This is a genomic window from Desulfosporosinus shakirovi (assembly GCF_020595055.1).
Classification (GTDB): Bacteria; Bacillota; Desulfitobacteriia; order Desulfitobacteriales; family Desulfitobacteriaceae; genus Desulfosporosinus; species Desulfosporosinus shakirovi.
Genome location: NZ_JAJDOO010000004.1, coordinates 1 through 14,911, shown reverse-complemented (window position 1 = coordinate 14,911; position 14,911 = coordinate 1). Strand labels below are relative to the sequence as shown.

The following is a 14,911-nucleotide window of genomic DNA, read 5'->3' as shown; positions in this document are numbered from 1 at the left end:
GTCATCCTGGCATTGTTGCTCTTCCGAATACTCGCCCCAATTCAATCCTCGGCTTCTCAAAATCCCCATAAAATCCAACAACGACCGCCCTGAAAGTTTCGTATTAGTTTTTATCTAAAAAGGGAGCAGTTACTTCCTTATGGCTAATATTGGGATAAGGATCGAATAAGTTCGCTGGAACGGAGCAATGAAAGAGTCTGCAGTGAATTTTAACTTTAAGTTAACTTTTCCTTAACTGGGAATTAACGATCATACTTTATACTAATAAGTAATGATATATGGATTTGGATTTTTCCGACTTAAGTCTAAGCCGTATAGAATGAGCGAGATGACAGTAACATCTCGCTCATCGACATTTCCGGAATGTTCTAACGTCATCGCCGATACATAAAATAAAAGGCTGGAAGCTTGCTGCTTCTAGCCTCCTACCCGATTACTACCAAAAGTATAACTGGTTGTATACTTTACTGAAGTATCAGGGAATTGGTGAGGATCTATTTGGTGGAAAGGCAACCATCGACAATGATTATTCCAACTCCAATGTTTTACCGAATACTTTGTAAAAATTACTACCGCGGTCCTCAACGGTTTTCCTCTCGCTTTCGGTAGTACCCTCTGATAATAAACGCAAAAACAAGTTGTCAGATCTTAACTCACATACTACATCAGTTACATTACCATTCCTTTTCTTATCGAGAGATTCTGCTAGTCTTAAAATGATTCCCAGTCTTTGAACAATTAATCTATCTTCTTTTACTAATAGCTTGATATACGGAGATTTGTCAAGCACAAAATTTTCTTTTACGCTGAGAATCATTGTGTAAGCCGCCATAATTAGTTCCTTATGTGATAGACCATTAATCGGTAAATTAGCCATCATATAGATGGAATGTTTGTGATAACTATAAAAATTTATAGTTTTGCCGCAATCATGTAATAACGATGCAGTTTTTAAAACCTTGTAAGAATTGCCATTCATCTTATGGATAGGCTGCAGCTGAGTATACAAGCTTTCCGCAAGCTTCCAAACATGATGGGCATGTGGTTTATCAATACTTAATGTTTCCATAATATTATTAATAGAAAACTCAAGTACGTCGTTAATCACTTGGTCTCCATGAAGGATTTCATGTAACAGCCCTTCTCTAATTCCACTGCCACTTACAATTAGTTGAGGGCTATTACAGAACTCTATCAATGCTGAAACCACAGAAAATGCCCCTAAGAACATATCGCTCCGGTCTTTAGAAAGCCCCTTTATCTTTTTACGTTGCTCAGAGTTGTTGAATTTTATATAGTCATATAAATTCAAGACATCAGCAGAATCCATTATGTAATTATGAGAACGATCTATTGGATAATCAGTATTTTTCCTTGAAATCCTAGAAATATTACGAATTGTTCCACCAACTCCTATCAGCGGTAAATTCGTTGCCCTACCCAGCCAAGATATTCTACCGAATTGTGAGAGAAGGTAGGTATTTAATTCTTTTTCAATAGTGCTATTCATTTTTTCTCTAATTCCAAATTGATCAGTAATGGTAATTGCACCAAAAGGGAGACTGACTGCTTCCTTAACAGTTTTGCCCTCAACCCAGATGAGTTCTGTACTGGACCCACCGATATCTATAATTAACACATTCGAATAGTCCATACTATTGATGACACCAAAATAATCATAATAAGCCTCTTCTACACCGGAAAGAACCTTTATTTTGAATTGTAACGTGGATTCAACTAACTTTAGAAATTCCGCTTGATTGCTCGCCCTTCTGACAGCTTCAGTTGCTACAGGGAACAGTTCGCATTCGCCTAGACCTTCACACAATGATTTAAAATAGGATAACGTATCAATAGCTCTTTCAATCCTAATTGGATTCAATCGGTTATCTTCAGTCATCCCCATTCCTAATCGAACGGTTTCCTTTGCTTCATCAATAATTCGAAAATAGTTACCACTGACTTCTATTAACATTAATCTTATTGAATTAGACCCAATGTCAATTATTCCGATTTTCTTCATGCTATTTCTCCCATAATATTTATATGCTTGAGACGTTTGATAAATCGATCTATATACTATATGAAATCTTAACTATTATCAAGGTTGGTAAAATTCGATCACAAGAGGTACATAAGGAGCCGTAATAAAATGAAAAAGAAAAATGAAGTGGTAGCCGCCATTAATGTAGGTTCAGATTTCTTAAGAATGAGTATTGCACAATTACATTCCGATGGTACCTTAAGGATATTAGAGGATACTTCTCTGCCAAATAATATCGGCAAGGATACCTTTACAACTAGAAGAATCTCCCCTAAAACTATTAATGAAACCTGTGTTCGATTAAAAAGTTTCGCCAAATTAATGAAGGATTACCGGGTAAAAGTATATAGAGCAATTGCTACAAGTGGTCTTCATGAAGCAGATAACCGGGACTACATTATTGAACAAATAAGACTTATAGCAGGAATCCATGTGGAAATTGTCAATAATGTTCAAGAGCGATTTTTGATATATAAAGCTTTAAGAAATTATTTAAATGAAGTTGATCATATTGACCTTGCGGATTCAATTATTGCCAATATAACTTCTGGCGGAGTCGAGGTTTCAATGTATGCAACTGAGGGATTAAAGTTTACAGAACATCTCAAAATAGGACCTCTAAGACTGAGAGAAGTTCTCTCATCCCTGGAAGCAAAAACTATTTCATTTCCCAGGATTATGGAAGAATACATTGAAAGTAAAATATATTTACTTAAACCTAAACTTAAAAAAATGCCCATCAAAAAGTTTATTTGTCTTGGCGGAAGTTTAAGCACATTATTAGAAATCAGCAAGCTGGAACACCAAGCTTATATCAGTAAGGAATCTTTTGATACTCTTTATTTTCAGGTCAGAGATATGAGCAGGGATCAAATGATCGAAGCATTTAATATTACTTCGGCAGAGGCAGAATTATTATTGCCCACCATATTAATCATTCATAGTTTATTGAGCAGGACAAAATCTAATGGCATCCATGCCCCAATGATTACTAATCGTCAAGGGATCCTCTATGAGCTTATTGATAATTTATATGAGATGCCAAGAAAATCCAGCGACGAAAATGATATTATAAGTTCTGTGTGGTATATGGCTGAAAAATATGGTGTGGATGAAAAACATGCGGCCTATGTCGAAAAAATATCCTTAGAATTATTTGGAAAAACGTGGAAATATCATAAACTTGGGGATCAGGAAAAATTATATCTTCAGGTGGCAGCAATTCTTCATGATTCGGGAAACTATGTTAGTTTAAGTGAACACAGCAACCATTCCTCGGATATTATCAGATCTCAAAGCATTTTAGGTTTCTCAGATAAGGAATTAGAATTAATCGCTAATATTGCCAAGTACCACACAAGGAGGATTCCTACATATTCTGACCGAAGTTATTATGTTTTGAGTCATACTGAAAAAATTTTAGTTTCAAAACTATCTTCAATCTTAAAAATTGCTGAATCAATGGATATTTCACATAAGCAAAAGATTAGTGATTTTGAAATACTCAGTTCTTCAGACGACGAACTTCACCTGCACCTAATTAGTAATAAGGACATTATCCTGGAAAAGTGGGACATCATGAATAATGCAGAATTTTTCCAAGAAGTAATGGGTGTAAGAATTAAACTGAAAGGATAAAAAGCATTGAAGAGAAATCCTTATACAACCCAGCAATTTTTTAATAGAGAACTTAGCTGGCTGGAATTTAATGCAAGAGTTTTAGAAGAAGCTCAGGATACCAGCAATCCCCTTTTAGAACGCTTAAAATTTCTTTCAATTGTAGGTTCTAACCTTGATGAATTCTTTATGATTCGAGTAGCATCCTTGCATGATCAAGTCACTGCAAAGTTCGTAAAAACTGACCCTGCCGGTCTCACTCCTCAGGAACAACTATTTAGAATATCCTGGAGAACTCACAAACAAGTTACGGATATGTACAATTGTTATAATCGTTCACTAACTAAATCTCTAAAGAAAGAAAACATTCATTTTATCAGATATAAGGATCTAAACAAAGATCAGCTTGATTTTATTCGAGATTATTATGCCAATAATATATTTCCGGTTCTTACCCCAATGACCGTCGATAGAAACCAGCCATTTCCTCTAATTTTGAACAAAACATTAAATATTGCCTTATTATTGCAGGATACTGATAACGATGATAGCAATTCGATATTTGGGACTATTCAAGTCCCTTCAGTCTTAGATCGGTTAATAGAAATTCCAACCATTTCTTCTCAAAGGGTATTTATCCTTTTAGAAGAAATAATTAAAGCAAACCTGGCTGCCTTATTCAATAAATTCAATATCAAGGCCATAGGGTGTTATCGTATTACTAGAAATGCTTATTTGGATGTTGCTCAGGATGAAGCGGAAGATCTTCTCACTGCAATTCAGATGTCGCTAAAACAAAGAAAATTCGGAAGTGCAATTCGCTTAGAAATTGAACAGGGTATGAATCCTTTACTGCTGAAATTCTTAGAAGAAGAGTTGGAAATTTCAGCAGAAGCGAATTATAAAGTTAAGGGACCACTTGATTTAACATTCCTCATGAAACTAAGTGGACTTGATGGGTATGATCATCTAAGATATAATCCACTTAAACCACGAGCTTATACAACCCTCTTAAATGACGATGAGGATATATTTCAGTCAATCACTGAGAAAGACATTTTATTACATCATCCCTACGATTCTTTTGATATGGTTGTCGACCTTGTCAAAAAAGCTGCCGAAGATCCTAATGTTCTCGCGATTAAACAAACACTTTATCGGGTAAGCGGCAATTCTCCCATTATTGAAGCATTAGCTCAGGCCGCTGACAACGGGAAACAAGTTACTGTTCTCGTCGAGTTAAAAGCTCGCTTTGATGAACAAAATAATATCACTTGGGCTAAGAAGCTTGAAACTGCAGGGTGCCATGTGATTTATGGACTAGTCGGTTTAAAAGCCCATTGCAAGGTATTATTGATTGTTCGCCGGGAAGAGGGTATCATTAGACGATACGTTCACCTAGGAACTGGTAATTATAATGATGTGACTGCAAAAATATATACAGATTTAGGTTTGTTAACCAGTAATCCGTATATTGGAGCGGATGCCTCTGCAGTTTTCAATGTCCTCTCGGGTTGTTCCAGCCCTTCCCATCTCTACAAATTAACCATTGCTCCAATCAGCCTTAGGAAAAAATTCCTCGATTTAATCAACAAAGAAGCTGATATTGCTAGAAGCGGCAGGCCCGCTAGAATAATTGCCAAAGTAAATGCTCTGGTAGATAAAGAAATTATCGAAGCATTATATGACGCTTCCTCTGCAGGAGTTACCATTGATCTAATTGTTCGTGGTATATGCTGTCTGCGACCAAAAATTCCTTTGATTAGCGAGAATATTACTGTTAGGAGTATCGTTGGTAGATTTCTTGAACATAGCCGAATCTATTATTTCTATGGAGACGGCGAGGAAGCTATTTTCCTTTCTAGCGCGGATCTTATGAAACGAAATTTAGATAGAAGAGTAGAACTTCTCTTTCCTGTCGAAGATCCGGCAGTTCGAGAAAAAGTCATAAATATCCTGGAGGTCGCTTTGGAAGATACAGCGAAATCAAGGGTTTTGAATTTTGAAGGAACCTACACTAAAATCAATACAAAGAGAAAGGGGCTTATAAATAGTCAGGAACTGTTGCTTGGCTCAAGTGAAACCCATTCAGAAGAAGTTGAACTTAGTCGTGTGAAACTAGAACCAATTTTCTCTAGGTAAACACTTAGAATCTAAAAGGCCATTAGACTACTTCTTCACCTATAATACATTTATGGAAGAAAAAGAGATTGTTACACATATCGCCTCAGGGTTCGATATCAAAACGGTTAGTTTAACATTTAGACCTCTTTTACGAAGTTTTAGTGCAGAGTTTGAGATGTTAGAGGGACGATTCAGAATAAGGAAATGAGGAGATCTAATATGATTAAAAAAGCTGTTGACAAAACACCCAAAACTGATCCTATACTAGAGGTTAAAGAAGGTATTGAAGCAGAAAGTCAAATTGAGGCAGTTTCTGAATTAGAAAACGCATTAGAATCCACACTGGAAGAGGAAAAAAATGTTGAGTCAACCCCCAAAGTAGAATGTGTGGCAGAGTCAATCCACGAAGTTGAGCCTCAAGCTGAGCTTATTCCCAATGAAGAAAGTGTCGTTGATGACTTATCAGAAGCAGAAAGTAAGGATGTTGAATTGCCGGCTGTTGAAGCTGAGGGCGATTCACTTTCTGAAGCCTCAGATATGGGCAGTCAAGAAGCAAAAACTCTTGAGCTTAAAATAGCAGAATTAGAAGAAAAGGTCGCCAATATTCAAAGAGAGCTAAACCTTTTAGTCGACAAAAAGAAGAAAAAGAAAAAAGCTGATAAAGTTAAGTGTAAATGTAAAGATAAAAAGGTCGATATTTCAGAATGCAAGTGTAAAACCAAGAAATCAAAAAAACATTAATGTTAATCTTTAACAGGGGGTAGTTTGACTTATTCATAACCTATGAGTTCAAGCCCACACTTGTGCAAAATAATGGCAAGACCGTAAAGCGCATAGGCACTTTGCGGTCTTGCCATTATTTTGTCACAAATCCCCTAACCCATTTTCTTACATAAGCCTGCAAATAAACAGAATAAATATGATCAAAAAAAGATACCCGCAGATAAGAGATGATTATTAAAAGCAGAAACCCGGCTCACCACACCGGGTTTCTGCTCATACGGAATATCAAAATAGTAGATACAACCACCAATGACCTCTACGACCCTCCACACTGTACTATATGTCCCTGTCCAGGAAAGGGTGACAAAGCGCCGGGAAAAGAGCCATGGGTGTAAATTCATATAGCATTATCATATTTGCTCCAAGTAATAGAATTATTAATTTTGTCTATATAGCCCATCTGCTCTTTAGAGAAGGAAGTTGCATCTGTAAAAAAAGAAATCCTTAATACCCCACTGGTAGCTGATTTTTTAACCAGTACTCCAACCCCGAAATCCTGTAGCTTTCACCAAAAGATGCAGCCCATTCCGTTAAATAACCCTTATCATCGGCTATTTTAATCGGTTGAAGTGAATAGGAATGAAGATGGGATGACTTTTTATAACAATATTACTAATGATAAAAAGCTGAAAAGCTCCCATAAGACAAGCCTGGATTTGAACACTCTTACTCATTGCCTATGTGTTCAAGCACTCACTTGTGTGACTGAGGAATAGATCACTGTTCAATCAATCATAGGAGGAGAGGGGGTATTGGTATGGCAGATACGCAGTTGAAGACCCTTCGGCTGACTTTTGTTACAACCTGGATTCCCGGCCACACATAACGATGAATTGCTGCAAGTTCAGTAAATTCAATGACTTCTGGATTTTAAAGCACAAAGTTTACCTCGTTATGTTGAAAACACATAACGAGGTAAGAATCCAGTGTTTATGCTGCTTTGCTTAATACTCGTTATGTGTTTTCGGGAATCCAGGTTACAACATTGGGGAGCACATTTACCCTTACGCTGCCGGCACCACAGGCAGACCTGACTGCCGCAGAGGCTAAGGCGGGTGATCCTACTGGGAGAATGCTTTAAATATTATTACTGTTAACCAATTTAAATATGATAATATTAGATATATCATTATCTAAGGAGATTTAATTATAATGAAGAAAATCCTATATCATTCAGCGACAATACTTCAATTTTTTTTACTTATTACCGCCTATGTAATTCAGACATTATCAATGAAAAAGATGGGAGTAATGCGATTTATTGTCTATATGAACCACACATGGAATAATCTATACCCCATTGATAAATTTCTACATATTATGATTAGTATCTTAGCTATACTGACTGTTATCATCCTTATAATATTTTTAAAGATTAAAAAAAATGGTACTGTTTTAGATAAAGTGGCTTTACGTATGATCGTTTTACTAACAATCATGACAATGGTATCTGTCCTTTTTACCTTAGGATTCTCAACAGCAGACTATCGCTCCTATTATTTCATCAGTTTTATATTGGCAATGGTCACATTGATACAAGATATTAAGATTTTCCTCTATTTAAGAAAGCGAGCCCATTAATTGCTGTACTCCCTCGCTTTTTGAGATTAATAATTCTGGTGTATAGGTCTACCATGTTTAATTAACACAAGTAGTATTGAAAAAAGTCTGACATGCTTATGCTATCAGACTTTTTCGATATTAATTACTTTTTGTATTTTGCTGCTGCTTCTTCAGGAGTGATAGCCTGTATGGGATTTTTTTCATCCATCTGCCACACAAACCATCCATCATCATACAATTTTACATTTTTCCAACCATTCTCATAGGCCATTAGCCAAGGGATAGTTGCTCTCCAACCGGTTCCACAATAAAATGAAATTTCATTATCTTTTGTTATACCCTCTTCAGCCCACATGGCTACCGCCTTATCAAAGTTGATAAACGTTCCATCTTCATTGAGGTAGTCAGTTTCATCATGTCCCCAAACTGCTCCTTTGGGTTCACCAGCTCTTTTAATGTAACTATATCCGCTTTTCTTACCCGTAAATTCATCTAAACTCCGAATACTTACCAATCTGAAGTTGTTATCTTTTGCCAGCTTATCTTTTACTTCGTCAGACGATAAGACATAGTCTGGATGTGCAGGTATGGTTACCCCAAAATCTTTTTCAGTTTCTTTAGCAGTTTCTATCCCGTCATTAGTTGCATATCCTGCTTTTTTCCAAGCGTTCAATCCACCATCGAGGACTTTAACATTTTCAACACCAGCCCAAATACATACGAAGGCGACTCTCTCTGCACCTGAGTCTTCACCATAAATGATTACATTAGTATCTTTGGTTATACCATAATTTTTCATTACCTGTGTAATTTCCGCGCCTGTTCTGATATCCCAAAACTTATCTTCTTCGATTTCATCTGTATTTAGATGAACCGCTCCCGGAATATGGGCTTCTGTGTATGCTTTATCCTCGCTGACTTGACCCCAAGCGGCCTCAATAATTACATAATCTTTTGACTCTGGTTGTTGACCATCAATGACACCTTTTACCCAATCTGCGGATACAAATACCTTTGTCTTTTCGACTGCCTTAACCGTCGGGGTTTCTGCAGCAAGCTTTTCCGGTGTTGCTGTAGAACCGCAGCCTGTTGCAAATGTAGCTACCACTGCAACGCCAATAAGAATAGCAAGTAATTTCTTCTTCATTAATTTTTACTCCTCACAAAATATAATTGGGCAAACCTTCTTATAGTTAATTTCGCCGCTCACCAACCCTATGTATCCTGCCCCAGCTTTGCCTGGAACCTTTTCTTAAACGCTAAACTTAAAAAAACGAGAACCAAGAAACCGCTAACCGCCCAGAAGAAGCCCCAAAATCTAAGGCATGTAAGGCCTGAAGAACCATGAACGCCATAGAAGCCAAGGGCACCAAAATACCAAAGCTGGAGACAAATAATCTTAGCCCCAGGATATCTGCCTGAGCAAGTAAACCTATCGATGTATTGACCTCAAGTTAAACCCTGGTCGGAGAAAATAAAGTAAGACTAGCCCAATTAAGCACAAGTTAACGATTCCACTGGTAACTTTCCGTTTTGAAAACGGTACAAACTCTCACATCTTTATACCCTAACTGACTGAAAGAACTGTGACGGTCCTGAAAGAACTTCCCAATCTGCTTCCCAATAAATTTCTCTACACCGCTCAACACTAATCCCACGGTGAGTTTCACCCTCCACATCACGAGGATTCGACCCCACTTCAGCCCATAAAAGATTGGCACCAGCTACCGCCCCGTGGACATTGGGTTCATGAGTACAATTTCCGAGAATGTGATGTCCCATAGCTAAGCGGACCACGGCTAGAATATGTGCCATTTTCCCTTCGCTAAGCATTCCATACTGACTCAAGGGCGTCGAGGGAATCGTAATACGCCGCATTGCCCCACTGAATACCGGGTTCGCTTCTCGAGCAATGAGGGTTTTCTCGACGAGTTCTTCCACCGTGTGTTCAGGTCCTACAGGTTCCACACAATTTCCTAGGATAAGTCCCGCTTCCTTCGCTGCTGCAAAGCTCTCTAGCCGTCTCTTCGGATTGATGGCTGTCGTATTCCCTTCTCCTAAGCGCAGAGCGTGATAAACACCATTCACACCGACCCGTTTAAGCTCTAAGGCTTGCTCGTAGGAAAAGTCCCCGATATTGGCTACGAGTACGCTTTCCTTTTGGAGCTTATTCCTAACCTTCTGGGCAATCTCAATAAACCGTGCAAAACTAAAATTGGCAGTGGTCATTAAGTAGATAGCATTAGCTCCCGCTTCTTCTAAATCGAGACATCGGCTGATAATCTCAGTTGTTGGGAGAACAGATGGCTCAGGAAACACTTTATTGCACGCCGCAAAGGAACAAAACTGGCAGTTCTTCGGGCAAGGTCCGATATCGATTCCAATCTGACCGTGAATTTCTGCTTTACCTCCGGTTACTGATTCACTGATTTTACGAGAGGCGTATTGAATCGCATAAAAAGCTTCACTTTTGCTTGGAACTCGGAAAAGCTCTTCAATCTCTTCTCTAGCCAGAATTTCTCCTCTTAATGCCTTATCGAGACTTCTAAAGGCCTCGGTCTGGTTTGCTTCTAATCTCTGCATCTACTTTACTCCTCCCAATTGATCAATGTATTTCCAGGCTTGATGGTCTTTGTTTGCAGGATTTGTCATGAAGACCCGAAGATCTTCAATGGTATCTAAGTCTTGCATCTTCTTAAGAAGGCGATAGCTTAAACCAAGGGAATGGACCCTTTCTATAGTCTGCCTAAAAACTTCAGAACTCCCCCAATTTATCCCTGTAAATAAGTCCGGTATGTATTGCTTTAACCCGATAAGATAATATCCTCCATCAAGAGCCGGTCCCAGAACGACATCGTGTTGTTCAAGTGCTTCGAAGGCACTCTGGAGGGTCCGCACAGTTAAATGAGGTAAATCCGAACCAACCATAACGCTGAACTTATAGTCTTGGAGAGATATTCGGAAAGCTTGACTCATCCTTTCCCCTAGATTATCCCCTTCCTGAGGAATAAACTGGCTCGCTTTCGGGAACATGGATATAAACTTCTCGGTGAGTTTTTCCGAATAAAAGATATTCCCAGGCTTCTTAAGTTCTCTTTGAACTTTAATGATATCCTGTAAACAAGCTTCGTGAAAACCTGCGCATTCCTCCGCAGAAAGATGAGGCATCAGCCTCGTTTTCGTCTTCCCCGGAACCGGAACTCGGGTCATAAGAATGAGAGCTTGTGAATTCACTGTGCCATACATATTTGCTTCCTTTCACTCTTATCCTCTGCCTAAACCATACACCCTTGAGAGAAACTTTGGATTCACTCGAAGATAAAACCCTAGTTTTAATAACTGCATTACAAGAAGTGTGCGCAGGATTCCTTTTCGAAAACGCCTTGAGCTGGTTTGAAGAGGCCTCTGAATCACTTGCACTTTGGTCCCTCGCTTAAGTCGGCGAGAGAACTCCAGATCCTCCATCAGAGGAATGGGACGAAAACCACCCAGTTTCTGAAAAACCTCTCTCTTCACGAATATTCCCTGGTCTCCATAAAAGCTTTTAAACCATTTCGCCCTTTGATTCGAACTCCAGGCAATACATTGATAGATAAAACGCTTGGAATCAAAGGAGATTTGAAAACATCCGCCGCCTATGCCTTGTTCCGTCGTTTTTACAATCTCGAGAACATAATCCTTCTCCAACTGCGAATCAGCATGTAAGAACCATAAAATCTCTCCGCATGAGTTTTCCGCACCCCGATTCAACTGTCCACCCCGTCCCGGAGACATAACAATCACTTGATCTGCATATCGGGAGGCGACCTGGCAGGTTGAATCTGTGCTTCCTCCATCGACGATGATGACTTCTAAGGAAACCTTTTCTTTGTTTAAATGTAGAATCCGAAGGGTATCTTCAAGCACCGCTTCTTCATTTAACGTCGGAATAACGACTGACACCCGGGGTCTGGTTCCCATTGACACTCTCCCAAAACTCATAAAAAACTCCTGCCGTCATAAAGGTTATTCGTTGACATCCTTTATACCCTATTTTATCCATAATGCTTTGCTTTTTACGCAACTCCGAACACTGAGTTGAGCTAAATGTCTGATTAAATTCTTCGGAAAGCTTGCGGGCGTATTTATTTGAGAGTTTTGTTTCATATCGGTTATCCAGGATACCTAACACCATTTGGGCACCAATCAAGGCACCACAGATAGACCCGCACCCCATTCCATGTTGAAAGAATCGTCCTGCGGCAATAATCCCTTGATCAAGATTCAACTCCCATAGATCATTGGCAGCCAGCAATACACTTTGACAGCAATTATAACCTTTACTGAAATAATGGGCGGCTTGCCTCTCTATCGTCGTGAGGAACTCTTTTTTCTCCAACATCTCGTCGTCCTTCCTTTATCCATATCCATCCTCCCCAAAGACTGGAGAAGCTGACAAGTAGTGCAAATAGAATTGAAGCGGTGAGCGCAATGGGACCGGAAATTCCCATAGGAGCAAATAACGCGATATAAGCTCCCTCCCGTAGGCCATAGCCATTGATTCCTATGGGGAGCATGGCGGCCACAGAGGTAGCCGGTATGATTACAGCGGCCTCGATAGGATTCAAGTCAGTTACCGAAAGGGCTTTGAATATACACCAATTCACCATCACGACACTCATCTGGAAGAGCACTGATCCGATTAACCCATAGAACATTAAACTCGGCTGATTTCTTAAACGCATTCCATGAGCTATTATTCCTGCTAAAAAACTTTGAACCTTCGGCAAGAAACCCAACCGCTTTTGCAGCCATCCAGTGAAATGCGGAAAAAGAAAAAATGATAGAATAAGAGTCCCCACCAACATGACCGCCCCAAAAAACGCTAAAAGATAAGGTATTTGAACTTCAGTCAACAAAATAGCAAGGATTGCTGTAAGACAAAGACCAATTGTCGCTAAAACACGCTCGACAACTACGGAAGTCGTTGAGCCAGCCATATCCCCGGTGACTTTGCCCACCCAATAGATTCTAAGTCCATCCCCACCAATACTGGAAGGGAGGAAGTTATTTAAAAAAAGTCCTGCCCAATAAGTTTTCCATAAAACCCTTAGAGGAACATAAAGTTGCGAGGCCCTTAAGATGAGCTGCCATTTATAGGCACTTACTCCCACAGAAATAACCACCCATCCTAAAGCAATTGCCATCCATAGCCCTTTAACGCGATGGAGAATTTGAGTGACTTGCGGCCACTCAATGGTACTGAACATCCAGGAAAGCATAAGTATGGAGGCAAGGATTTTTAAGGGGAGTAAAAATCTTTTGAAATTGTTTTGTTCTCTTAAGGTGCTTGCCATACTTCTTGCCTCCTTAAATAAAGAACCCCTCCATTAACGGCTGGAAGGGTTCGAATCGACTTACTTCTCAAGTAACTCACTATAAGGCCAGCCGCTTTGTCCCTTCTCGAGGGTGAACAAGCGAGATTCGTCAATTCCTTGATCATAAAGATACTGATAAGTACGCTCGGCCCCCCCTTTACCTGCAGGGCAAACAATTACAATGGGGTCTTTAGACGCTTTAAGTTGGGGAAGAATTTTAGCCAGCTTCGCTTTCTCTTCCTCTGTTTTTACCGGATAGGCATAGGTTGGGATAACCCCTTGAATATGATGTGCATCATATTCAGCCTCAACTTGGATATCCACGATTTGAAGGGGGGATTTCTTCTCGATTGCCTCTTTCAGTTGATCTGCGCTATAGTATTTCCAATCCTTAATGACTTTCGGAGCGGGCTGAGCAGTTTGGCTCGCTGCTATAGATTCTGCGGGTTTATTCTCCTCACCGGTCTTGTTCGCTGTGGTACTAGATCCACAGCCTGTTAAAAGGAGAGTCAGTCCTAAGGCTAAAGAAATTGCAACCGTAGAAATCTTTTTCACTCTATTTTCCTCCTATGCTGTTCGTTTACAATGAACAGATTATCAGTTAAATATTATGCTGTCAATAACCATTTATTTATATGGTTATGTTCCACTTGCAGGGTCATGTCTAACTAACGGCGTAAAACTGATCTGGGAAGCAGCAAGCTCGTTGCTTACTGCTGACAACTTCGTATTTGTCGGCAGTCTCATTATTTCTTTGAATAGTCTAAAAATAATTAATATTGTAGGGAGGCAGGAAATTCAGAATTATTCGCGAACTTTTCTTTTATTAAGAAGTAAATGGAATGTCAAAATGAGTTTAAAAGGAGAGAAGCTTATGAGAGGAAGATATTATGTAATTGATAACCGAAACAAAAAATTAAATGGGAACTTCAAGGCCACCGTAAGAGAGACTGCCGATATCATTTATTTAAGGACATTCTATGACTATAATGCTGCAAAAGAGGACCAAGACGATGGCAAAAGAGCGATTATTTCGGTGAGCATAATCATCGCATTTTTATTCTTCTATACTTACATTGTTATGGTCTCAAATTATAATTAAATAAAATCCTCATTTCCAAGGGCTTTAATATATTAATAAATCTAGAGTAACTACCAAGTTCGGTTACCTTAACTCTTTCACCAAGAAGACATCATCCATTACAGTGATACCCATTTCCCGCAAACGCCGAAATCATTCAGAAATGAACTGATTCCGGCGTTTAATGTTGTAACTTTGGGATTTTACTAATTATAAAAAAACCTGCAAAACCAAATGGTTAAGCAGGTTTAAAGGCACAATACCTCACAATAAATAACTAGCCTTAATTAATCAATAGTTTTTATCAGCGTAACCAACCCAGCCGCCTTCTTTAACAAGTGT

General features: G+C 39.0%; 12 protein-coding genes. 4 read left to right on the top strand and 8 right to left on the bottom strand.

Going from position 1 to position 14,911, the window contains the following annotated elements:
* Positions 1-526: 526 nt before the first annotated feature.
* Positions 527-2,023 carry an exopolyphosphatase gene (ppx, locus tag LJE72_RS04915; RefSeq protein ID WP_229246515.1) on the bottom strand — a complete coding sequence of 499 codons (1,497 nt, stop codon included), beginning with the start codon at positions 2,021-2,023 and terminating at the stop codon, positions 527-529.
* 129 nt (positions 2,024-2,152) lie between these two features.
* Between ppx and LJE72_RS04910 the strand changes: the two genes are divergently transcribed.
* The 3 genes from LJE72_RS04910 to LJE72_RS04900 all read left to right on the top strand — a co-directional run bounded on the left by LJE72_RS04910 (position 2,153) and on the right by LJE72_RS04900 (position 6,526).
* Positions 2,153-3,682 carry a Ppx/GppA phosphatase family protein gene (locus tag LJE72_RS04910; protein ID WP_229246514.1) on the top strand — a complete coding sequence of 510 codons (1,530 nt, stop codon included), beginning with the start codon at positions 2,153-2,155 and terminating at the stop codon, positions 3,680-3,682.
* 6 nt (positions 3,683-3,688) lie between these two features.
* Positions 3,689-5,803 carry an RNA degradosome polyphosphate kinase gene (locus LJE72_RS04905; protein WP_229246513.1) on the top strand — a complete coding sequence of 705 codons (2,115 nt, stop codon included), beginning with the start codon at positions 3,689-3,691 and terminating at the stop codon, positions 5,801-5,803.
* A gap of 201 nt (positions 5,804-6,004) precedes the next feature.
* On the top strand, positions 6,005-6,526 hold the full coding sequence (locus LJE72_RS04900) for a hypothetical protein (protein WP_229246512.1): 522 nt from the start codon (positions 6,005-6,007) through the stop codon (positions 6,524-6,526).
* A 1,747-nt stretch (positions 6,527-8,273) separates the two neighbouring features.
* Here LJE72_RS04900 and LJE72_RS04895 read toward each other — a convergent pair.
* From LJE72_RS04895 to LJE72_RS04865, 7 genes are all read right to left on the bottom strand, one after another.
* Positions 8,274-9,278 carry a sulfurtransferase gene (locus LJE72_RS04895; protein WP_229246511.1) on the bottom strand — a complete coding sequence of 335 codons (1,005 nt, stop codon included), beginning with the start codon at positions 9,276-9,278 and terminating at the stop codon, positions 8,274-8,276.
* 413 nt (positions 9,279-9,691) lie between these two features.
* Positions 9,692-10,714, bottom strand: coding sequence for a radical SAM protein (locus LJE72_RS04890; protein ID WP_229246510.1), 1,023 nt, complete (start codon positions 10,712-10,714; stop codon positions 9,692-9,694).
* Positions 10,715-11,377 carry a TIGR04282 family arsenosugar biosynthesis glycosyltransferase gene (locus LJE72_RS04885; protein WP_229246509.1) on the bottom strand — a complete coding sequence of 221 codons (663 nt, stop codon included), beginning with the start codon at positions 11,375-11,377 and terminating at the stop codon, positions 10,715-10,717. It abuts the gene before it with no gap.
* Between the two features lie 18 nt (positions 11,378-11,395).
* A complete protein-coding gene (locus tag LJE72_RS04880; protein ID WP_229246508.1) occupies positions 11,396-12,091 on the bottom strand; it encodes a TIGR04283 family arsenosugar biosynthesis glycosyltransferase in 696 nt (231 codons plus the stop codon).
* Positions 12,045-12,512: a C-GCAxxG-C-C family protein gene (locus tag LJE72_RS04875; RefSeq protein WP_229246507.1), complete on the bottom strand. Its 468-nt coding sequence runs from the start codon at positions 12,510-12,512 to the stop codon at positions 12,045-12,047. Before LJE72_RS04875 ends, LJE72_RS04880 begins: the two co-directional genes overlap by 47 nt.
* Positions 12,451-13,467 carry a lysylphosphatidylglycerol synthase transmembrane domain-containing protein gene (locus tag LJE72_RS04870; RefSeq protein WP_229246506.1) on the bottom strand — a complete coding sequence of 339 codons (1,017 nt, stop codon included), beginning with the start codon at positions 13,465-13,467 and terminating at the stop codon, positions 12,451-12,453. The genes LJE72_RS04875 and LJE72_RS04870 overlap by 62 nt, the downstream gene beginning before the upstream one ends.
* A gap of 60 nt (positions 13,468-13,527) precedes the next feature.
* Positions 13,528-14,043 (bottom strand): rhodanese-like domain-containing protein, encoded by a 516-nt coding sequence (locus tag LJE72_RS04865; protein WP_229246505.1) that lies wholly within the window; start codon positions 14,041-14,043, stop codon positions 13,528-13,530.
* Positions 14,044-14,338: 295 nt separating this feature from the next.
* Here LJE72_RS04865 and LJE72_RS04860 point away from each other — a divergent pair, with 295 nt between their 5' ends.
* Positions 14,339-14,590, top strand: a complete 252-nt coding sequence (locus LJE72_RS04860; protein ID WP_229246504.1) for a hypothetical protein — start codon at positions 14,339-14,341, stop codon at positions 14,588-14,590.
* The last annotated feature ends 321 nt before the right edge of the window (positions 14,591-14,911 follow it).

What these genes read in the sequence shown, in the direction of transcription:
- ppx (WP_229246515.1), bottom strand. Translation starts at nt 2,023, where the DNA reads ATGAAGAAAATCGGAATAATTGACATTGGGTCTAATTCAATAAGATTA.
- LJE72_RS04910 (WP_229246514.1), top strand. Translation starts at nt 2,153, where the DNA reads ATGAAAAAGAAAAATGAAGTGGTAGCCGCCATTAATGTAGGTTCAGAT.
- LJE72_RS04900 (WP_229246512.1), top strand. Translation starts at nt 6,005, where the DNA reads ATGATTAAAAAAGCTGTTGACAAAACACCCAAAACTGATCCTATACTA.
- LJE72_RS04895 (WP_229246511.1), bottom strand. Translation starts at nt 9,278, where the DNA reads ATGAAGAAGAAATTACTTGCTATTCTTATTGGCGTTGCAGTGGTAGCT.
- LJE72_RS04890 (WP_229246510.1), bottom strand. Translation starts at nt 10,714, where the DNA reads ATGCAGAGATTAGAAGCAAACCAGACCGAGGCCTTTAGAAGTCTCGAT.
- LJE72_RS04885 (WP_229246509.1), bottom strand. Translation starts at nt 11,377, where the DNA reads ATGTATGGCACAGTGAATTCACAAGCTCTCATTCTTATGACCCGAGTT.
- LJE72_RS04880 (WP_229246508.1), bottom strand. Translation starts at nt 12,091, where the DNA reads ATGGGAACCAGACCCCGGGTGTCAGTCGTTATTCCGACGTTAAATGAA.
- LJE72_RS04875 (WP_229246507.1), bottom strand. Translation starts at nt 12,512, where the DNA reads ATGTTGGAGAAAAAAGAGTTCCTCACGACGATAGAGAGGCAAGCCGCC.
- LJE72_RS04870 (WP_229246506.1), bottom strand. Translation starts at nt 13,467, where the DNA reads ATGGCAAGCACCTTAAGAGAACAAAACAATTTCAAAAGATTTTTACTC.
- LJE72_RS04860 (WP_229246504.1), top strand. Translation starts at nt 14,339, where the DNA reads ATGAGTTTAAAAGGAGAGAAGCTTATGAGAGGAAGATATTATGTAATT.